Genomic DNA, 20,673 nt, shown 5'->3' with positions numbered 1-20,673 from the left:
AGGAAACGTATCGCGAAATCGATTTTTTCGCCGGCTGAAAAAAGGCCGCCGATCGTATGAATTGTCCGACTTTTCAGGGACGGATGCCGTCAGGCGCCTTGCCGGACACGATAGAGTTCGATCGGGGTTCCCTTGGTTTCCGCCACAAGCTCGAGCCAGTCCGGCACGCTGCCGTGCATCAGCCCGGCGAGAAAGCCTTGCGGCGCCTTCTCGGTCAGGAGCTCGCTTTCCGCGCTGCCGCGGCAAAGCGCGACCAGGCCGACGCGATGATCCGCCACGATCTTGCGCGCTTCGTCGGCAGGCCCCAGGAAGGCATCGAGCGCCAAGAGGTTGCCGGCGATGTTGCGATGATAGGGCCCGGCGAACACGCGATGTCCCGAATAGGCCAGGATCGGCGCGCCGAGATTGGAGATCGCCAACACAGTGGTATCAGGCATGTGGCCGAGCGGCGCAAAGGTCGCCATGCGGTAGCACAGCTTGTCGGTCTCGCTGTCGGCCGCCACAGTGTTCTTGGATTCGAGCGCCACCGAGGTTGCCGCCGCGGCACCGGTCCAGACGGCGTTCACCGACACCAGCCAGGCTGCGGCCATGCGCAGCACAACGCCGCGTGAAGGGCTGACCTCGGCACGCTGGCGCCATTTGGCGATCCAGGCCGAGAGCGGGATGACGGCGAAGCCGATCGAGAATGTCGAGCCACGCACCTGCCAGGCGCTGACGACGAAAGCAACGACGAGCAGCGCGGCCACGAGGCTTTCCTGCCGCCGCCAGTTGCCGCGGCTAAAGCTGATCGCCATCAGCACGATGGCCACCAGCGGCGTGGCGTAGCGGGCCGCGACGCGGGCCGGCGCGTGGGCGAGAAGCGTGAACAGCGACTGGGCCTCGTCGATGTGATCGAGCCACAATTCCTTGAGGCGCGGATCGAGATTGGCATAGGGAGCTGCCAGGCATTGCGGGAACAGCGACACCACGACCGCGGCTATGACTGCAGCAAGCAGGGCAAGCGACACGAGACGCCGCTGCCAGCTACGACCGGCGGCATCGATCGAGGCGATGACTGCCAGGCCGGTTCCGGCAAGTGCCGCCACGACAAACTGCACGGTCGAGAAGGCATCGCATTGCGCCTGGCCCCATGCCGAGAAGGGGATGGTGGCAATGAAGACCAAGGCCGAGACAACGGCAAAACCGAGGCCGAAATCCCGGGCGATCCGGCTCTCACCCGACCTGTCGACGGCAAACAGCAAAGCGACCGAGACGCCGATGGTGGCGACATAGGGGACAGTTTCCATGCCGACGGCGAGCGTCAGCGCGGCGCAAAGTCCGGAGAAAAGCGCTGCGGTCCGCCGCACCGGCGCCTCCAGCAGCAGGCAGAGGCTTGCCATGGTCAACATCAGCTGGACGTTGTGATGATCGAGCGCCCCCGTCGAATAGATGCCGATGAAATGATACGCCGCCGCGCCGACGACGACGGACGGCAAAACAGCACTCTCGCCGGCGACATTGCGTGCCGCGCGAGTGGTGAAGAACACGGTCAGAAAGAACAGCAGCGACGGCCAGGCAATCTGCGCGACATCCTCGGCAAGAGCGGTGCTGCCGGTCAAAGCCTGCACGACAAGGATTATGGCGGCGATCGGCGTGTCGACCAGCCGCGACCAATGCATGACGAAGCCGCCTTCCAGTCCCATCCGGTACTGGTGCAGGTCGAACCAGCCCTGGCCGCCCAGCAGGTCGCGGACCTCGACCAGACGCAGCAGATTGTCATTGTCGCCGCCGGCATCGGTCAGTTCGCGAAAGCCGGTGCCGGCATTGACGGCCAGCGCCACCAGCATGGCAAGCAGCGCCAGCATCAAATCGGACTTCCAGGAGGAAGCGCCGGCCTTGCCTGAGCTCATCGTTATGACCTTTGTCGGAAGGAATGCGGCTTAAACCTAGCCTTAACGGCTTCAATAAATAGTAAAGCCGCCTGAGCGAGGCCGGCGTTTTGCGCGCGGCCAGGGCCTCAGATGGCATCCGGAGACGAAAATGCCGCATGAAGTCCGCCACGAGCCCGATATTGCCGTGCTCCTGCCTTGCTACAATGAGGAGCCGACGATCGCCGAGGTGGTGCGGCGGTTTCGCGAGGCGCTGCCTTCGGCCGCGATCTATGTCTACGACAACAATTCGCGCGATCTGACGGCGCTGCGAGCCCGCGCGGCCGGCGCCACCGTCATCCGCGAGCCGCGCCAGGGCAAGGGCAATGTCGTGCGGCGCATGTTCGCCGACATCGAGGCCGACATCTATCTGATGGCCGACGGCGACGGAACCTACGCGCCGGAGGACGCGCCGCAGCTGATCAACACGCTTTTGACCGAGCGCTGCGACATGGTGGTGGGCACCAGGCGCGGCGTCACCGACGATGCCGGCCGCTCCGGCCATGCCTTCGGCAACCGCATCTTCAACAGCCTGTACAAGCGGTTGTTCGGTTCGGATTTCACCGACATCTTCTCCGGCTACCGCGTCTTCACCCGGCGTTTCGTCAAGAGCTTCCCTGCTGTTTCCGGCGGCTTCGAGATCGAGACCGAAATGTCGGTTCATGCCTCGCAGCTCAAGCTGCCGGTCAGCGAGATCGCGCTCGATTATGGCCGCCGGCCGGAGGGCTCGTCGTCGAAACTGTCGACTTATCGCGACGGCGCCAGGATCCTGTGGATGTTCGCCATGCTGATGAAGGAGACGCAGCCACTGCGCTTCTTCGGCGCCTTTGCCATGTTCTTCCTCGGGTCGAGCCTGTTTCTGATGACGCCGGTGCTGATCGAATTCGCGCAAACCGGCCTCGTGCCACGCATGCCGACCTGGGTGCTGTCCGTCGGACTGCTGCTTCTGTCGATGCTTTCGGTTGTCACCGGGCTGATCCTCGATTCGGTATCGCGCGGCCGCGCCGAACAAAAGCGCATCTTCTATCTGTCGATGCCGTCCGGCCGCGTCGAACGGCGTGAACGGGCCGCTGAGCAGACTGCCCTGAAACCCTCACGGGGCAAGACTCCCCGGGCGGCGTAGCAGCGTGAGCCGTCTCTTCCGCTTCATTCTTGCCGGCGGCGTCGGTTTCGTCGCCGACGCGGCGGCATTGTGGCTGCTGCTGGCCGTTACGCCGCTTGGCCCGCTTGTCGCCCGCGTGCTTTCGATCGGCTTTGCGCTGACCGTCACCTGGCAGTTCAACCGCCATTTGACCTTCTCGCCGTCGAGCCGCGGCATCGCAACGGAGGGCGCGCGCTATGGCGGCGTCGGCATCGCCACCAGCATCATCAACTATGTCGTCTATTGCGTGATCCTGTTTGCCCTGCCAGCGATGCCGCCGCTTGCCGCGCTCGCTATCGCCTCGCTGGTCGCCATGGCGCTTTCCTTCCTCGGCTATTCCCGCCTGGTCTTCGACCGATAGGCTCTGGCTGATTGGCAGAAGCCGCCGAGTTCCTTATATCGGCGACAAGGATCGCGCCGGAGACCCAAGATGCCCTTGAAAATCGCCGTCCAGATGGACCATGTTTCGACGGTGTCGATCGCCGGCGACACGTCGTTTGCGCTGTCGCTGGAGGCGCAGCGGCGCGGCCACCAGCTGTTCCACTACACGCCCGACCGGCTGTCGATGCGCGACGGCAAGGTGTTTGCGCGCACCGAGGAAATGCAGCTCCGCGACGAGAAGGGCAACCACTATTCGCTGGGCGAGAAGGTGCGCACCGACCTGTCGGAGATGGACGTCATCCTGCTGCGCCAGGATCCGCCCTTCGACATGAACTACATCACCACCACGCACATCCTCGAGCGCATCCACCCGAAGACGCTGGTCGTCAACGACCCAGCCTGGGTGCGCAACAGCCCGGAAAAGATCTTCGTCACCGAATTTCCGGGCCTGATGCCGGAAACGCTGATCACCAAGGATCCCATGGAGGTTGCCGCCTTCCGCAAGGAGTTCGGCGACATCATCGTCAAGCCGCTCTACGGCAATGGCGGCGCCGGCATCTTCCATTTGCACGAGGCCGACCGCAACCTCGCCTCGCTGCTCGAAATGTTCGGCCAGATGTTCCGCGAGCCCTATATCGTGCAGCGCTATTTGAAGGACGTGCGTAAGGGCGACAAGCGCATCATCCTGATCGACGGCGAACCGGTGGGCGCCATCAACCGGGTGCCGGCCGAGCACGATTCGCGTTCCAACATGCATGTCGGCGGCCGCGCTGAGAAGACCGAGCTAACCGAGCGCGAGCGCGAGATCTGCGCCCGCATCGGCCCGTCGCTGAAGGAGCGCGGCTTCATCCTCGTCGGCATCGACGTCATCGGCGACTACATGACCGAGATCAACGTGACCTCACCGACCGGCGTGCGCGAGGTGCAGCGTTTCGGTGGCGCGGATATTGCTGGCCTGTTCTGGGATTGCGTCGAGGACAAGAGGCGATAGTTCGACGTAACTGCGCCCCAGCGATCCTCTAACTCCGTGTTTTTACGCAATTCCTGACGGAAATCCCTTGCTCTAGACCACGAAGAAGTCGTCCGCGGTGAGCGAGATGCCTGGGCGCACGGTGGCGAACTGGACGGCCGCCGCTCCGCCCACCCCGTCCACATCGAACAGCAGAGCGCCTGTGGCGTCGTCGTAAAGGATGTGGTCGCTGTCATCGATGGCTTTGTTGCCGAGCGCGAAGACCGCGGCGAAAAGCGGGCCGGCGGACAGGCCGACGAATACGGAACTGTCCAACCGGAACATATCGTCGAGCGCATTGAAGTCGTCGATAGTGTCGTGGTTCGCCGGCCCAAGCGCGTCGAACACGAAGACATCCCTGCCCGCGTCGCCGGCCAGCCGGTCGCGGCCGGCACCGCCATTGAGGATGTCGTCGCCAGCGCCGCCCCGCAGGTCGTCGGTGCCGGCACCGCCGTCGAGGGCATCGTCGCCCGTGTCGCCGCGGATGCCGTCCGTACCGGCACCGCCGCTCATCTCGTCATTGCCGGCACCCCCCTTCAGCCAATCGCTGCCCGCACCGCCGATGATCGTGTCGGTGCCTTCGCCGCCGAACAGCTGGTCGTGGCCTGCGCCGCCGTCGAGCGTATCGTTGAACGATGTGCCGCTGACGCGGTCGCCACCGCCCTGTGCAGCGACGAGCACGGCATGATCGTAGCTTGCATAACTCCCGATGTTTGTGGCGTCGGTCAGTGTGATGGATTCGGCCGGGGGTGTGACCGTGATCGTAATCGTCGCCACATTGCTGTTGCCCTGGCCATCGGTGGCGTAAACCGTAAAGCTGTCGGTGCCGACGAAGCCGGCCTCGGGCGTGTAATCGAACAGATTGTCGCTCAGAAAGCCCGCATGATAATGCAGGCTCGTGCCGACGTGGCCTTGGTGGAACGGATAGTGATTGCCGTCGAAACTCGTGCTCGGCTCAAGGGTGCCGTGGTCGGGCCCGTCCAGGACGACAAAGTTCAGGAGATCGTAGTCAGCATCCGCCGCGCTGAACTTGATGTCGTCGAGAAATTGCCCCTGCGAAACCGACACATTCAGATTGGCCACCGTGGGGGCATGATTGACGAAGGTGTCGGGCTGAATCGCGCCGCCTTCCAGGATAATCTGATGCTGGCCGTACTGTGTGTTTTCGCCGCCGAAATATTCGTTCGCACCGTTCCATGTCACCGTGATGGTGTTGGGGCCGTCGGCGTTGATCGAGACGATCCGGGCCGACAGGTAGGCCGCCTGGTCGGACAGGGTGCGGATGAGATTGCCTTCGTTGTCGAAGACCTGCGTTTCCACCGTCGTCCAGGTCTCGGTCCTGCCCTCGTGGGTGAAGCTGGTGATGGTGAAGAAACCGTCGAAGACATCGACTGAAGCCAGGTCGATCCCACCAAATGGGAAATCCGCCTTCGCCCCTATCGGTCCGATCACGTCGCCGTCGGTTTCCGTGATGCTGAAAAGCACCGCGTCAGGGCTCGGATTGGGATTTTCGGGTTCTTCCCATACGGTGAGCTCACTGCCATTGCTTAAGGTCGGCATCCTGTCGTCCTCGCTTTTGCGCCTGGCGCGCTGCGGATGTCCCCCGACTTCCAACCATAACATCGTATGCGAGTCGGATCGGTGACAAACCCAACCGCCTTTCCATGTTGGTTAATTCCGTCTCGGGCGGAGGCAGTCCGATGGAGTTCTGCGCGCTGCGGTGACATTTCGTCGGAAGACGACGGCGACTGTATGTTCCCGTAATGTTCTTGATTAACCCAGAAATCTGTGCTTGTCTTGCCTGGTCGCGCTCACGGCCTGATTGCACCGGCTTCGAGCGAGCCAGGTCCGGGGGCGTTGAAAAAGATGGTGGCGCGGGTTCGCACGGTTGCTTTCCAGGGCATCGAGGCCGTGCCGGTCGATGTCCAGGTGATGATCGCGCCGGGCAAGGTCAACATGCATATTGTTGGCCTGGCCGACAAGGCGGTGGCTGAAAGCCGCGAACGGGTGCAGGCGGCACTCCATGCCTCCGGCCTGTCAATGCCGTCGAAAAAGGTGACGGTCAATCTGGCGCCTGCCGACCTGCCCAAGGAAGGCAGCCATTACGACCTCCCCATCGCACTCGGCCTGATGGCCGCACTTGGCGCCATTCCGGGCGACATGCTGGCCGGCTATGTGGTGCTCGGCGAATTGTCGCTCGACGGCACCATTGCCGCTGTGGCCGGCGCGCTGCCGGCGGCGATCGGCGCCAATGCCGAGAACAAGGGCCTGATCTGCCCCCACGCCTGCGGGCCGGAAGCGGCCTGGGCCGGCAAGGATTTCGACATATTGGCACCGCGCAGCCTGATTGCGATCGCCAATCATTTTCGCGGCACGCAAGTGCTGTCGCGGCCGGAAGCCGGCATCCACGCCTCGGCGCGCGACCTGCCCGACCTCGCCGACATCAAGGGCCAGGAGAGCGCCAAGCGGGCGCTGGAGGTGGCGGCGGCCGGCGGACATAATCTCTTGATGGTCGGACCGCCAGGTTCGGGCAAATCGATGCTGGCGCAAAGGCTGCCGTCGATCCTGCCGCCGCTGGCGCCCAAGGAATTGCTCGAAGTCTCGATGATCGCCTCGGTGGCCGGCGAGCTCGGCGAAGGCAAGCTGACCGACCGGCGGCCGTTCCGCGCGCCGCACCATTCGGCCTCGATGGCGGCGATGGTGGGCGGCGGCCTGAGGGCGCGGCCCGGTGAGGTTTCGCTTGCCCATCACGGCGTGCTGTTTCTCGACGAGTTTCCCGAATTCACGCCACAGACTCTCGACGCGCTGCGCCAGCCGCTGGAGACCGGCGACTGCATGATCGCGCGCGCCAACCATCGCGTCACCTATCCGGCGCGCATCCAGCTGGTCGCGGCGATGAACCCGTGCCGCTGCGGCATGGCCGGCGAGCCCGGCTATCGCTGCCTGCGCGGCGAGCGCTGCCGCACCGACTACCAGGCGCGCATTTCCGGCCCGTTGCTTGACCGCATCGATCTCCGCATTGAAGTCCCGGCGGTTTCGGCCGGCGATCTGATCCGGCCCGACAAGGCGGAGAAGAGTGCGGCCGTGGCACTGCGCGTGGCGCGCGCCCGCACCATCCAGCGCGAGCGCTTCGAGCGGCTAGGCGTCACCAGCGCCACAACAAACGCGCATTGCTCGCCCTCGATCATCGAGGAGATCGCCGTGCCGGATGCTGCCGGCTTGACGCTGCTCAAGGACGCCAGTGAAAAACTCGGCTTTTCCGCGCGCGCCTACCACCGCGTGCTGAAAGTGGCGCGGACACTGGCCGACCTCGATGCCAGCGAGACGGTCGGCCGCATCCATCTGGCCGAGGCCATTTCCTACCGCATGATGTCGGAGCGGATGGCGCAAGCGGCGTAAGGCGGCTCAGCGAAACTGCGCGGCGGCCTGAACTGATCGAACAGCTGCTGCCTGAACAGCGGGCGGCGGATCGATCGGCCCGCCGCCTTTGTTTTGCTCTCAGCCCTTCGCCTTCAGCTCCAGCCGCCGCGCGTGAAGCACCGGCTCGGTGTAGCCGTTGGGCTGGACGCTGCCCTTGAAGACCAGGTCGCAGGCGGCCTGGAAGGCGATGGAGCTGTCGAAGTCGGGCGCCATCGGCTGATAGAGCGGATCGCCGACATTCTGGCGGTCGACGATGGCCGCCATGCGCTGCAAGGCATCCATGACCTGGATCTTCGAGCAGACATCGTGGCGCAGCCAGTTGGCGATGTGCTGCGAGGAAATGCGCAGCGTGGCGCGATCCTCCATCAGGCCGACATCGTTGATGTCAGGCACTTTCGAGCAGCCGACACCCTGGTCGACCCAGCGCACGACATAGCCCAGAATGCCTTGCGCGTTGTTGTCGAGCTCGCGCTGGATCTCGTCTGGCGTCCAGTTCGGACGCACCGCCACCGGCACCGACAATATGTCGTCGAGCTTCGCCTTGGGTCGGCTCTTCAGCGCCGCCTGGACGGCATGCACATCGACCTTGTGGTAGTGGGTGGCGTGCAGCGTCGCCGCCGTCGGCGACGGCACCCAGGCGGTGTTGGCGCCGGCCTTCGGGTGGACGATTTTTTGCTCCAGCATCGCCGCCATCAGGTCCGGCATTGCCCACATGCCCTTGCCGATCTGGGCGTGGCCGGCCAGGCCGCATTCCAGCCCGGTATCGACGTTCCAGGCCTCATAGGCGGAAATCCAGGCGGCCTGCTTCATGTCGCCCTTGCGGATCATCGGGCCAGCTTCCATCGAAGTGTGGATCTCGTCGCCGGTGCGGTCGAGGAAGCCGGTGTTGATGAACACCACGCGCTCTTTTGCCGTGCGGATCGCCTCCTTGAGGTTGACGGTGGTGCGCCGCTCCTCGTCCATGATGCCCATCTTGATGGTGTTCCTGGCCATGCCGAGCAGCGCTTCGACGCGATCGAAGATCTCGACGGCGAAGGCGACCTCCTCCGGCCCGTGCATCTTCGGTTTCACCACATACATCGAGCCGGCGCGGGAGTTCATCCGCCGCCCGTTCGGGCCGACATCGTGCAGAGCGATCAGCGCCGTCATCGCCGCGTCCATGATGCCTTCCGGCACCTCGTTGCCGTCCCGGTCCGATATCGCCGGATTGGTCATCAGGTGGCCGACATTGCGCACCAGCATCAGCGAGCGGCCGGGCAGCGCAAGCGGGCCACCGGCCGGCGATGTGTAGCCGCGGTCGGGATTGAGCTTGCGGACAAAAGTCTTGCCGCCCTTGCTGATCTCTTCGGCGAGGTCGCCCTTCATCAGGCCGAGCCAGTTGCGGTAGACGACGACCTTGTCCTCGGCGTCGACTGCGGCGACCGAATCCTCGCAATCCTGGATGGTGGTCAGCGCCGATTCCAGGATGATGTCGGCGATCCCCGCCGGGTCGGTGCGGCCGATCTGGTTGGCGCGGTCGATCGATATCTCGATATGCAGGCCATTCTTGACCAGCAGCACGGCCGCAGGGTTGGCGGCATCGCCGCGATAGCCGGCAAACTGTTTCGGATCGGCCAGCGTGGTGCCGCCGGCGCCGGCGCTGAGCTTCAGCGCGCCATTGGCAACCGACAGACCGTTGACGCCGGCCCATTTGCCGGAGGTGAGCGGCACCGACTGGTCGAGGAAGTCCTTGGCCCAGGCAACCACCTTGGCGCCGCGCACGGGGTTGAAGCCCTTGCCTTTTTCCGCGCCGCCCGTTTCGGGGATGGCATCGGTGCCGTAGAGCGCATCATAGAGCGAACCCCAGCGCGCATTGGCGGCGTTGAGCGCATAGCGCGCATTCATCACCGGCACGACCAGCTGCGGCCCGGCGACCACCGCGATCTCCGGATCGACATTGTCGGTGGAGACGCTGAAGGCCGGGCCCTCAGGGACGAGATAGCCGATCTCCTTCAGGAAGCCTTTGTAGGCCTCCATGTCGAGCGGCGCGCCATTGTCGCGGTACCAGCCATCGAGCTGTTCCTGCATGGCGTCGCGCTTTGCCAGCAGCGCCCGGTTCTTCGGCGCCAGATCATGGACGATGGTCGAAAAACCGTTCCAGAACGCATCGGCGGCAATGCCGGTGCCGGGCAGCGCTTCGTCGACGACGAAGTCATGCAGCTCGCGGGCAATCCGCAATCCGGCGATCTCGGTGCGATCGGTCATCAGGGCGTCTCCAGATGAAAGGCTAGGCCGGGCCTTTGGCATGTCGAGGGTGAAGGGTCAATTCGGCTTAGGGTGAAGGTGGAATTTTGCAGTCGGCCGGAGCTGCCGATCTCCCCCCTCGTGGGGGAGATGCCCGGCAGGGCAGAGGGGGGCGCGAAGGATCGCCAATCTGGCCACTTTTGCTGTGGGAACATCACCACGACTGGATACCGGAGCGAAGGTAGAACGGAGACGCCGGCGGGACAGCGCCCCCCTCTGGCCTGCCGGCCATCTCCCCCACTTGGGGGGAGATCAAGCTCTCCATCACACCGCAATCCGTGGCCGTCCCGAGGCCACCGCCACCACATGCGCTTCGATGAACATGCGCTGGCTTTCGACGGTGGAGACGCTGAATTCGGTGGCGACTTCGATTTCGGCGCTGTCGGTGCCGGCGTCTTTCGCCCGTTTGGCGGCGATGGCCCGCACATCGACCTCGGCCGCCGCCACGGCGGAAGCCTCGTCGGTGAAATCGCGCACGCTTTCACCCGATGAAAGCCGGAACAGGCCTTCCACGGGCTGGCTGACACGGGCCTCGGCCGAGACGCGGACCTGGCCGACGACGGCGCCGAGCGCGTTGGCGACGTCGGTATCGTCGGGCACCACGCAGCCATTGCCAATGAGCGGCGGCAGGCCGGCATAGTGCAGCGGCGCCGAGGCGCCGAGGCCGATGACCGGCCGGTCGAGCGCGACGCTGAGGCGGGCGATGCCGGGATGCGAATCGACGGCGCGCTGCACCAGCGCATGCGCCACGGTGGCGGCGCCATCCAGCCCATCCTCGGCGAAGGCGGTTTCAAGGATGTATTCGGCCGACCAGCGGGTCAGCGTCAGCAGCACGCGCTCGGAAATCGCCTCCGGCGTGGCGGCGATCGCCTGGCCGCGGCCGTCGCGCTTGCGGGCGAACAGCTCGGCGCCGAGACGCGCCGGGGCGGCGTCCCAATTGGCCTGCTTGCCCAGCACATGGGCGGCGTCCGACGGGGTGAAGCCCGAAATATGCACCAGCCCGCGCGACACCAACCGGTTCAGCGTGGCGTTCTGGGCGTTCGAGGTCAGCAGCCTGTCGAGCGGCAGCGGCACTGCCCCAATCAGTTCATAGAGCTTGGCCTCGGCGCCGGTCAGACCCGCCGCCAGCCGCTCGGGCACGCCGGTGCGCACCGCGAAGCGGCCATCCATGCGGCCGGGGTTCGGCGCGCGCAGCTGGCGTTCCAGTTCGACCGTCACCGCCTCGCCATGCACCATGCCGGCCAGCGCCAGCGGCACCAGGCGGCGCGGCCCGAGCAGGATCTTTGGGTTGAGTGCGCCGTCCTCCAGCGCCACTTCGGAATCGCCGCCGAGGCCGAAGGTGCGCATCGCCACCGCCTCGACCATGGTGCGGAAGCCGCCGACCGTGGCGCCTTCCGGATCGAGCCTGGGGCGGCCGCCGTCGAGCACGGCGACGTCGGTGGTGGTACCGCCAATATCGGAGACGACCGCATCGTCGAGCCCGGTCATGTGGCGGGCGCCGACCAGGCTGGCGGCCGGGCCCGACAAAATGGTCTCGATCGGCCGCTGGCGGGCGAACGCCGCCGACACCAGCGCGCCGTCGCCGCGCACCACCATCAGGGGGGCTGCGATCTTGCGCGCTTCGAGAAATCCTTCGGTCGCCGCCACCAGCCGATCGATCATCGAGATCAGCCTGGCGTTGAGCAGCGTGGTCAGCGCCCGGCGCGGGCCGCCAAGTTTTGCCGACAGTTCGTGGCTGGCGGTGACCGGCAGGCCGGTCTTCTCGCGGATCAACTCGCGGGCGGCGATCTCATGCGCCGGGTTGCGGGTGGCAAAATAGGCGCAGACGGCAAAGCCCGACACCGAGCCGCCGAGCTCGGGGAAGGCCGCCTCGAGGCCGGACAGATCGAGCTTGGCGGCATTGCCGTGAACATCATGGCCACCGGGGCAGAACACGACTGGGTCGGTGCCTAAAGCCGTCTTCAACCCGTCGCGGGCAAGGTCGGTCTCGGAAAAGCCGATCATGACCAAAGCCACGCGCCCGCCCTGGCCCTCGACCAGCGCGTTGGTGGCCAATGTCGTCGACATTGACACCAGTTTTATCGCCGTGGGATCGGTGCGGGATTTTTCCAGCACCGCATCGACCGCGCCGGAAATGCCGACGGCCAGATCATGGCGCGTCGTCAGCGCCTTGGCCTTGGCCAGCACCTTGCCACGTGGGCTACCGGTTTCCGACCACAGCACGGCATCGGTGTAGGTGCCGCCGGTATCGATGCCGAGGAACAAAGGGAGGGGTTTTGGCTTGGCGGTCATGAGCAGGTCCGGGGAATTCTCTTTCCCCGCCCCTTAGCCGATACGGGCCGGTCGATAAAGAAGCGAGCGCTGGGCCAAGGGACCCACGAGGGGGGGAGATCGGCAGATCACTCCACCAGGTCGATTTCCTCGGTCTCGCCGCCGCTGCAGGTGTAGCAGCAGTCTTCGCACTTTTCCTTGTTGTTGGGGCCGACGCCCCAATAGGTTTCCTCGTCGCCGTCGACCCAGGCGCCGTAGCAGATCGCTTCGCCCTCCTCGCAGGAGATCGGCAGCTGCTTGGTCTCGCCGTCGTCGAGATAGAAATCCTTGCCGTCGCCCGGCCAGACATAGTCGCGGTCCTGGCTGTAGAGCTCGACGCGCATGGCATTGGGATGGCTGTTCTTGATCTCGAAGGTGACGTCGCCGGCATGGGCGACGGGCGCGAACAAGGCCGCGAGCGAGAGCGCGACGACGATGCGGCGCGGAAAGGCGAAAGACATAAAACCCCCTGGGATGAGAATCGGCCCCCACGGCCGAGGGGAGAATCATGGCATGCGAGGCTGGAGCGAGGAAGCGAGGATTGGGGTAATCCCGAGGTGATTTGGTCCCTGCGACGTTCGAGATTGGCGAAGGCAGCGATGGCGGCCGATCTCCCCCACGAGGGGGGAGATTGGCAGCTTCCGCTACGGCACCAGGTCAATCGTCTCGGTGGTCTTCTCCACACAGATGAAGCAGCAATTGTCGCAAGGCTGGTCGTTGTCGGGGCCGACGCCGGCGGAGATGTTGTCCTGGCCGTTGACCCAGGCGCCGTAGCAGATGTTTTCGCCGGAATTGCAGGAGATCGGCACCGACTTCTGCGAGCCCGGCTGGATCAGGAACACGCTGTCGCCGCCCGGCCAGACCGTCTCGCGGTCGCGGCTGAACAGCTCGACCGCCACCGCTTGGCTACGCAGGTTCTTGACGAAGAACGCCATCTCGGCGGCATGCGCCGGGGTGGCGAGGAGCAGGGCAAGAAGGGTGAGGCGAAGCATGGCGGCGTCCCGAATCGGAGACGCAAGCTCGCACGATCGGCGGGCAATCGCCATCTTCCCCTTCAGCGCGCCACCACCACATGCGGCGCGAGCTGCCGGATCGCGTCGATCATGTCCTCGCCACGGACATCGAGCGAGGAGACCTCCATGTGCACGATGGTCTTGCCGAAGGGCAGGATCCGGCTCAGCGCATTGGCCGGCGCATATTTGATTGCGTCAGGCGGCTCCTCGATCAGCTCGAAATTGAGCATCGCCGAGCCCTTGCCGGAGGTGAGGCGCACGCTGCGCACGTCGCGCCACGGCACCAGCACATCGCCGGCGCGACGATCGCGGAAACCTTGACTGTCCAGCACGACCTTGACCGAAGTGTCGAAGGCGCCGCGCGCGATTGATGCGCCGAGCGCCAGGCAAGCCACCGCCAGCAGCGCGATGACCAGCACGTGTCCGCCATCGGCGCCCGACGCCAGCCCCTGCAGCGCGCCGAAGCCGAACATCGCGCCGATGATGAACGGCCCGATGGCAGGAAAGATCTTTCCGGTGACGCTGTTGCGGAGTTCGAGCGGCGCGGACATTTTTTGCCACTCACCGTTCGGGCTTCATCAGCGTCCAGATCCAGCCGATGAAGGTCAGCACCAGGAACGGATAGCCGGCGGCAGGCAGCGGCGCCGAGGTCGGCAGCAAAGGCGCGCCCCAGAGCACCATGCCCACCGACACGGCAAACAGGATCGCGGCAACGAGGCCGGTGAGGCGCATCCACAGAGCAAAGGTGTTTGGCGCGCTGATCAGGACAAGGGCTGCCGCCCAGAGCGAGATGCCGCCGACATAGGAGGGAACGCTGGCCTCGAGGCCCGCCGCATTGCCCGACAGCAGCAGGCTCTCGCCGGCGACGAAGGTCAGGAACCCGGCCGCGACGCTGTCATTGCCCAGCCGCTGGTATTTCATCGTCAGCAGCGCGGTTGCCACGACGAGTGCCACGCCGTCGATCGTCCAGAGCGTTTCGCGGAGCGGAGCGCTTTCCACGAAGGTGCCGGCTAGGCCGAAAGCGCCGCCGATGGCGAGGCCGCTCGCGGAGACGGTGTCCAGAGGGCTGGAACGCATTTGAGATCCCCCCTAGCACCCAAGGATACTTCAGGGCGAGGCGTTCTCCAAGCGGCGCGCGATGGACAGGCCGGACCGACGCCAACCTCTTGAGCGCGAAGAAGCCGAAGATCGTAGCCATCAGGAATGGCCGAAGGCGGAAAGATCTTGCCGGTGGCGCTGTTGCGGAGTTCAACGGGGGCGGACATGGGAAGAAAATGCGGCCGAGCGTGGTGAGAGTCGGTAGGGCTATGATGAGCTGTCCAGCGGCCTGTCGAGGGACTTGGCAACAGAAGCCGCCGCACGCTCCCGGCAGAAGTACAGGATCGCGGCCATGGCACCCAGCAAAGCGAAACCGTATGGCGAGAGCGCCACGGCTCGTTCTGCCGCTTCCAAGGTGATCGACCTGCCTTGACTTTCGTTACGCGCGATGATCGCAGCGACCATTGCGTCATGGTAGAATAATATGTTGACCGCCATAATCACGGCACCAACCGCGAACAAAGCGCCGTTGAGCAATTTTGCACCGGTTGCGAACCTCAGCAACATGATGCCTCCCAGACCATAGAGCGCTCCGTTGGCCATTATCGCGACCATCTTGAGCGGTGTTTCCTCGACCATGAACAGGAACGGCACCCCGGAACCGGGTTGGGTCCCGCGCACCAATTCCTGGAGGCCGGACAGGAATCCGCCCGTTCCAAGCAACAGGTTGGGCCATTGGCGAAGCCGAACGCCAGCTTCCCGTTCGGCGACAGCATGGGAGAGCAGATATTCCCCGAGCGAGAGGTTCAGCAGGCGGCCAATCGAGAGCAAGACTAGAGAGATGACGATCTGCGCCGCCCATGGCAAAGGTCCGCCAAACGCAGCTTGCACGAGTGCCGGCAGCAGAGAGATGGCCAGACCTACGGCTGTATTGATCCAGAAGAAGTCGAGAAAAAGCGAGAGGAGCGGTGTCCCGTATTTGCGCATGAAAAGGTGATTTCCCCCAAGACGTGACGCAAAGATACAATCGAGGGTGGAAAGTGCAATGGGGATGTGGGCTTAGTCTTCACTGTGGGCGTGACCGCGGGGACGAGCTCATCGCACTGCCGCAACCCCCTGGGTGGGACCCGCTGCCTGCGGCAGCTCCCAGCCGGACTTGCGCTCGCATCGACCCACCGGGTCGATGCGTCCGGCCCAGAGGGCCGGACCGCTTAGTCCCCCATCTTCAGCGCCTGGATAAACGCCTCCTGCGGGATATCCACCTTGCCGAACTGGCGCATCCGCTTCTTGCCCTCTTTCTGCTTGTCGAGCAGCTTGCGCTTGCGCGAGACGTCGCCGCCGTAGCACTTGGCGGTGACATCCTTGCGCAGCGCCGAGATGGTCTCGCGGGCGATAACCTTGCCGCCGATCGCGGCCTGGATCGGGATCTTGAACAGGTGGTGCGGGATCAGCTCCTTCAGCTTCTCGCACATCTGGCGGCCGCGCTTTTCCGCCGCGGTGCGGTGGACCAGCATGGACAGCGCGTCGACCGGTTCCTCGTTGACCAGGATCGACATCTTCACCAGGTCGCCTTCCTTGTAGTCGGTCAGATGATAGTCGAAGGAGGCGTAGCCCTTGGAGATCGATTTCAGGCGATCATAAAAATCGAAGACCACTTCGTTGAGCGGCAGATCGTAGGTCAGCATGGCGCGCTTGCCGACATAGGAGAGGTCGGCCTGGATGCCGCGCCTGTCCTGGCAGAGCTTCAGGATGCCGCCGAGATAGTCGTCGGGCGTCAGGATGGTGGCGCGGATCCACGGCTCCTCGATGGCCGAGATCTTGACCACGTCGGGCATGTCGGCCGGGTTATGCAGTTCCTTCACCGTGCCGTCATTGAGAGCCAGGCGGTAGACGACGCTGGGTGCGGTGGCGATGAGGTCGAGGTTGAACTCGCGCTCCAGCCGCTCCTGGATGATTTCGAGATGCAGCAGGCCAAGGAAGCCGCAGCGATAGCCGAAGCCAAGTGCGGCGCTGGTTTCCATTTCGTAGGAGAAGGAGGCGTCGTTGAGGCGCAGCTTGCCGACGGCGGCGCGCAGATCCTCGAAATCGGCGGCGTCGACCGGGAACAGGCCGCAGAACACCACCGGCTGCGCCGGCTTGAAGCCGGGCAGCGCCTGCGCGGTGGCGCGCCGGTCCTCGGTGATGGTGTCGCCGACGCGGGTGTCGGCCACTTCCTTGATCGAGCCGGTGAAGAAGCCGAACTCGCCGGGGCCGAGCTCGTCGACATTGATGCGGGCAGGGGTGAAGACGCCGGTGCGCTCGACCAGGTATTTGGCGCCGGTACCCATCATGCGGATGGTCTGGCCCTTCTTCAGCACGCCATCGATGATGCGCACCAGCACGATGACGCCGAGATAGGCGTCGTACCAGCTGTCGACCAGCATCGCCTTCAAGGGGGCGGCGACATCGCCCTCGCGCGGCGGCGGCAATTGGTGGACGATCGCCTCCAGCACATCGGGAATGCCGAGGCCGGTCTTGGCCGAGATCAGCACGGCGTTGGAGGCGTCGATGCCGATCACCTCCTCGACCTGCTCGCGGATGCGCTCGGGCTCGGCGGCCGGCAGGTCGACCTTGTTCAGCACCACGACGATCTCGTGGTTGTTGTCGATGGCCTGGTAGACATTGGCCAGCGTCTGCGCCTCGACGCCCTGGCTGGCGTCGACGACCAGCAGCGAGCCCTCGCAAGCGGCCAGCGAACGCGACACTTCATAGGCGAAGTCGACATGGCCGGGCGTGTCGATGAGGTTGAGGATATAGTCCTCGCCATTGTTGGCGCGGTATTTCAGCCGCACCGTCTGCGCCTTGATGGTGATGCCGCGCTCGCGCTCGATGTCCATCGAGTCCAGCACCTGCTCCTTCATGTCGCGCAGCTCCAGCCCGCCGGTGGACTGGATCAGCCGGTCGGCAAGCGTGGATTTGCCATGGTCGATATGGGCGACGATGGAGAAATTGCGGATGTGGTCGAGCGGGGTGGTCATGCGGCGGCCTTTAGCAGGGGCGGGTTGCAGGGGCAAGCGGGGGGGTGAGGCGTGGTCCGCGCAGCGGACGGAAAGCCAACTGCTTGGCTTCCGAACAACGAACGCCCGAAGCGACAGCGAAGGGCTGCGCGGCATGCCGCATGGCGCAAGGGCCGCGATCCTTCGCGCCCCCCCTCTGGCCCGCCAGCATCTATGTGCGGACGCGCGCGTGTTGCTGCCGCCGCGGACATTAGCCGCCCTTAATCTTTAATCCACGGGTTTGAGGCATAGTTCGCGGCCACACAACCGGCCAACATCGCCCTCGAAAGCCCCAAGATGCCCAGGTTTGCAAAACAGTTCCTCCGCTCGACCAGCGGTTCGCTCGTGCCCGTCTTCATCATCGCCCTCGTCCCGCTGGCGCTCGCCGTCGGCTTTTCGGTCGACTACACCTCGGCCGTGCAGACCCGCGGCAACATGCAGAACGCGCTGGATGCGGCGATCCTGTCGATCACCACGATGCCGACCGGTACTGCGCTTGCCGCCCGCCAGACGGCACTGGAGCAGTCCTTCGCCGCCAATGGCGGGCAAGGCACCGCCAAGCTCGACAGCTTCGACGTCGCCGCCGACGGCACAGCCACCGCCAGAGCCTCGGCAAGCTATCCGATGCCGACCAATTTCATGCAGATCGCCAGGATCGACACGGTGCAGGTGGCCGTCGGCTCGGCGGTGCGCAAGCGGCCGGCGCTGGTGCAGACCACGTTCAAGGTGACGAAGGTGTCGGGCTACTGGGGCAAGACCATGACGCTCTACGGCACGAAGTTCGGTGCGACCACCGCCAAGCCGTTGATGACGATCACCTATACCTATGGCAACACCGGCGATCCGAAGGGCTACGGCACGACGCTTGTGAACACCATCACCAACTCGGGCGGCGCAGACATCAGCACGACGGTCCAGAAGCAGGTCTGCGTGGTAGGCACGACGAAGTCTCTGCAGAAGAGCCTGCCCGCCGGAACGGCCATCCAGACCGACTCGAGCGGCACCAAATATGGCTGTGTCGATACGATGTATCCCGCCAATGGCTCCGGCGCCGTGGTCGACGTCAGCCTGATGAGCAGCCTCTATCTGCAGATGGACGTGCCGTCCGGCTCGCCGAAGACCCTGAAGTCGAACGATCCGGCCACCTCCAACCGGCTCTATATCGGCACAAGCCCGACCGTCATGCCCGAGGTCGCAACCGGCCAGACCGTCGACATCTTCACCGCCGTGCCCTGCGGCCAGCCGGGCTACCAGGCATGGGAGGACGGCGGCAATCCCGTGCCGGCCGCGGTTTCCAACGCCGACTTCTTCTACACCGTGACCGGCAAGTGCGACTTCAACCAGCGGCCTTCGGATACGGTGCTGACGCAGTAGGGGGCTTCGCAACTTCAGAATGCGGACAACAAAAAACCGGGCCGAATTGCCCGGTTTTCTGTTTTTGGACGTCCATTTGTTGCCTAGACGGTCCGCGTCATAAAAGGTGTCACAGTACGATGACCTTGGCGCCGACCGACGTGCGGTCGTAGAGGTCGATAATGTCCTGGTTCATCAGCCGGATGCAGCCCGACGACATCGCCTTGCCGATCGAGTTCCATTCCGGGCTGCCATGCAGGCGGTAGCCCATGTCGCCGCCCTTGTTGAACAGATACATGGCGCGCGCGCCGAGCGGGTTCTTCAGGCCGGGGTCCATGCCGCCGGCGAACTTGGCCAGCTCGGGCTGGCGCTTGATCATCTGCGAGGGCGGCGTCCAGGTCGGCCATTCGCGCTTGATCGCGATACGGGCGGTGCCGTGCCACTCGAAGCCCTCACGGCCGACGCCGATGCCGTAGCGTATCGCGCGGCCGTCGCCCTCGACGAAGTAGAGGAACTTGTTCTGGGTGTCGACGATGATGGTGCCCGGCTTTTCCTTGGTGTCGTAATTCACCTCTTGCCGGTGATACTTCGCCGGCACCTTCTCGATCGGGATGCGCGGCAATTGATAGCCCGCATCGGTGACCGCGCCGTAGTTGTTGGTGAACAGCCGCGAGCCTATGGTGCTGCAACCGCTAATGGTGGTCGACAGCGCGAGGGCAGCGACAATTGCAAACGACTTCATGCGCATGAATAGGTCCGATGCCCTGCCCAGTTGATCGCGGCACGAGTCGGCCGCTTTTTCCTTAACCATTCATGCTGGCATTTGCGTTGCTTGCCAAGCGCGCGATGCCTATATGCAGGACCTTACGTGCCGGTAAGCCCGCGACTGCGGCATTTCGGCAACAGCCGTCACAGGATTGTGAAGCAATTTCAATGGGGCAGTTCCGAGAGCTGCCGAAACCAGGGAAGACGCCATGAATGTCGGAGATGCCGCGGAGCGTTCCGGCCTGCCGGCCAAGACCATCCGCTACTATGAGGAGATCGGCCTGATCGCGCCGGCGCGCGCCGGCAATGGCTACCGCGACTATTCGGGCGACGATATCCATCGGCTGGCCTTCCTGCGCCGCGCGCGCAACCTCGGCTTTTCCATCGACGACTGTCGCCAGTTGATGGCGCTCTACCAGGACCGCAGCCGCGCCAGCCACGATGTGCGCGAGATCGCCGCCGCCCATGTCAGCGCCATCGAGGAGAAGGTGCGCGAGTTGCAGTCGATGCGGGCGACACTACAAAAACTGATCCACGCCTGCCACGGCGACGACCGGCCGGACTGCCCGATTTTGGATGATATGGCTGGGGCGGCTGAAGGTAGTCGAGCGCCAACGGCATAGAGCGATGGTGCGGCATCAATGGCTGATACCAAGCCGCCTAAACGACGCGGTTGATAATTTCCTTGCCAGCTTCGCGCTTGGTTGTCCGCTTGAGGAACAATTTGGCGTGTTCCGCCCAATCGGCTGCTGAGACGTCATGCTCACGAACCGACTTCCTGAACACCTCGCGCAGAGCATCGAGGTCGAAGGCCGAGAGCCTCTCGCTTTTTGATGCTGCCCTGTTCACCGCCATGCCTACCCCTGAAGCAATGGGAAAAGTATATATTCTTATATGATCCGCGCTCGTGGGCCTTCAAGGCTGAAAACAGTCCTGGCCTGACTTCTTTTGGGTGTAATTGCCCCTTTGCGTGGCAGCCATCTAATCTTGGCTGGGTCCGTCAATTTACGATCGCGGC

The 20,673-nt window shown here is 64.4% G+C and carries 18 protein-coding genes; 6 read left to right on the top strand and 12 right to left on the bottom strand.

Translation table 11 applies throughout. From position 1 onward, the window contains the following. Positions 1-89 precede the first annotated feature (89 nt). Positions 90-1,889 carry a GtrA family protein gene (locus tag DH08_RS11560; RefSeq protein WP_192179422.1) on the bottom strand — a complete coding sequence of 600 codons (1,800 nt, stop codon included), beginning with the start codon at positions 1,887-1,889 and terminating at the stop codon, positions 90-92. A gap of 130 nt (positions 1,890-2,019) precedes the next feature. On the opposite strand from DH08_RS11560, the gene DH08_RS11555 reads away from it, so the two are divergent. The 3 genes from DH08_RS11555 (at position 2,020) to gshB (ending at position 4,420) form a co-directional block, all read left to right on the top strand. Continuing rightward, on the top strand, positions 2,020-3,030 hold the full coding sequence (locus tag DH08_RS11555) for a glycosyltransferase (RefSeq protein ID WP_192179421.1): 1,011 nt from the start codon (positions 2,020-2,022) through the stop codon (positions 3,028-3,030). 4 nt (positions 3,031-3,034) lie between these two features. After that, a complete protein-coding gene (locus DH08_RS11550) occupies positions 3,035-3,409 on the top strand; it encodes a GtrA family protein (RefSeq protein WP_192179420.1) in 375 nt (124 codons plus the stop codon). A gap of 69 nt (positions 3,410-3,478) precedes the next feature. Beyond that, the gene (gshB, locus tag DH08_RS11545) at positions 3,479-4,420 is read left to right on the top strand and encodes a glutathione synthase (RefSeq protein ID WP_192179419.1); all 942 of its coding nucleotides are present in this window, start codon (positions 3,479-3,481) and stop codon (positions 4,418-4,420) included. Between the two features lie 72 nt (positions 4,421-4,492). Here the strand turns inward: gshB and DH08_RS11540 are convergent, their stop codons facing one another. After that, a complete protein-coding gene (locus DH08_RS11540; RefSeq protein WP_192179418.1) occupies positions 4,493-5,998 on the bottom strand; it encodes an Ig-like domain-containing protein in 1,506 nt (501 codons plus the stop codon). A gap of 306 nt (positions 5,999-6,304) precedes the next feature. Here DH08_RS11540 and DH08_RS11535 point away from each other — a divergent pair, with 306 nt between their 5' ends. Further along, complete coding sequence (locus tag DH08_RS11535; RefSeq protein WP_192179417.1) at positions 6,305-7,837, top strand: YifB family Mg chelatase-like AAA ATPase; 1,533 nt, start codon at positions 6,305-6,307, stop codon at positions 7,835-7,837. Between the two features lie 99 nt (positions 7,838-7,936). On the opposite strand, the gene DH08_RS11530 is transcribed toward DH08_RS11535, so the two are convergent. The 8 genes from DH08_RS11530 to lepA form a co-directional block, all read right to left on the bottom strand. After that, positions 7,937-10,102 (bottom strand): malate synthase G, encoded by a 2,166-nt coding sequence (locus DH08_RS11530; RefSeq protein ID WP_192179416.1) that lies wholly within the window; start codon positions 10,100-10,102, stop codon positions 7,937-7,939. 303 nt (positions 10,103-10,405) lie between these two features. After that, the gene (locus tag DH08_RS11525) at positions 10,406-12,433 is read right to left on the bottom strand and encodes a hydantoinase/oxoprolinase family protein (RefSeq protein WP_192179415.1); all 2,028 of its coding nucleotides are present in this window, start codon (positions 12,431-12,433) and stop codon (positions 10,406-10,408) included. A 107-nt stretch (positions 12,434-12,540) separates the two neighbouring features. Further along, a complete protein-coding gene (locus DH08_RS11520) occupies positions 12,541-12,912 on the bottom strand; it encodes a hypothetical protein (protein WP_192179414.1) in 372 nt (123 codons plus the stop codon). A 183-nt stretch (positions 12,913-13,095) separates the two neighbouring features. Continuing rightward, the gene (locus DH08_RS11515) at positions 13,096-13,443 is read right to left on the bottom strand and encodes a hypothetical protein (RefSeq protein ID WP_192179413.1); all 348 of its coding nucleotides are present in this window, start codon (positions 13,441-13,443) and stop codon (positions 13,096-13,098) included. Positions 13,444-13,505: 62 nt separating this feature from the next. Then, positions 13,506-14,015 carry a hypothetical protein gene (locus DH08_RS11510; protein ID WP_192179412.1) on the bottom strand — a complete coding sequence of 170 codons (510 nt, stop codon included), beginning with the start codon at positions 14,013-14,015 and terminating at the stop codon, positions 13,506-13,508. Positions 14,016-14,025: 10 nt separating this feature from the next. Next, the gene (locus DH08_RS11505) at positions 14,026-14,541 is read right to left on the bottom strand and encodes a hypothetical protein (protein ID WP_192179411.1); all 516 of its coding nucleotides are present in this window, start codon (positions 14,539-14,541) and stop codon (positions 14,026-14,028) included. A 228-nt stretch (positions 14,542-14,769) separates the two neighbouring features. Further along, entirely contained in the window at positions 14,770-15,489 is a 720-nt protein-coding gene (locus tag DH08_RS11500) for a hypothetical protein (RefSeq protein ID WP_192179410.1), read from the bottom strand. Between the two features lie 224 nt (positions 15,490-15,713). After that, positions 15,714-17,519 (bottom strand): translation elongation factor 4, encoded by a 1,806-nt coding sequence (gene lepA / locus DH08_RS11495; protein WP_192179409.1) that lies wholly within the window; start codon positions 17,517-17,519, stop codon positions 15,714-15,716. Between the two features lie 315 nt (positions 17,520-17,834). On the opposite strand from lepA, the gene DH08_RS11490 reads away from it, so the two are divergent. Beyond that, a complete protein-coding gene (locus tag DH08_RS11490; protein ID WP_192179408.1) occupies positions 17,835-18,911 on the top strand; it encodes a TadE/TadG family type IV pilus assembly protein in 1,077 nt (358 codons plus the stop codon). A gap of 109 nt (positions 18,912-19,020) precedes the next feature. On the opposite strand, the gene DH08_RS11485 is transcribed toward DH08_RS11490, so the two are convergent. Next, a complete protein-coding gene (locus DH08_RS11485) occupies positions 19,021-19,638 on the bottom strand; it encodes a L,D-transpeptidase (RefSeq protein ID WP_192179407.1) in 618 nt (205 codons plus the stop codon). 226 nt (positions 19,639-19,864) lie between these two features. Between DH08_RS11485 and cueR the strand changes: the two genes are divergently transcribed. Further along, complete coding sequence (cueR, locus tag DH08_RS11480; RefSeq protein ID WP_192179406.1) at positions 19,865-20,278, top strand: Cu(I)-responsive transcriptional regulator; 414 nt, start codon at positions 19,865-19,867, stop codon at positions 20,276-20,278. A 37-nt stretch (positions 20,279-20,315) separates the two neighbouring features. Here the strand turns inward: cueR and DH08_RS11475 are convergent, their stop codons facing one another. Further along, on the bottom strand, positions 20,316-20,510 hold the full coding sequence (locus DH08_RS11475) for a hypothetical protein (RefSeq protein ID WP_192179405.1): 195 nt from the start codon (positions 20,508-20,510) through the stop codon (positions 20,316-20,318). Positions 20,511-20,673 lie beyond the last annotated feature (163 nt).

The organism is Mesorhizobium amorphae (assembly GCF_014843845.1).
GTDB classification, from domain to species: domain Bacteria; phylum Pseudomonadota; class Alphaproteobacteria; order Rhizobiales; family Rhizobiaceae; genus Mesorhizobium; species Mesorhizobium amorphae_A.
Note: the sequence above shows the minus strand (reverse complement) of the source record. Positions and strands in the feature narration are given on the sequence as shown.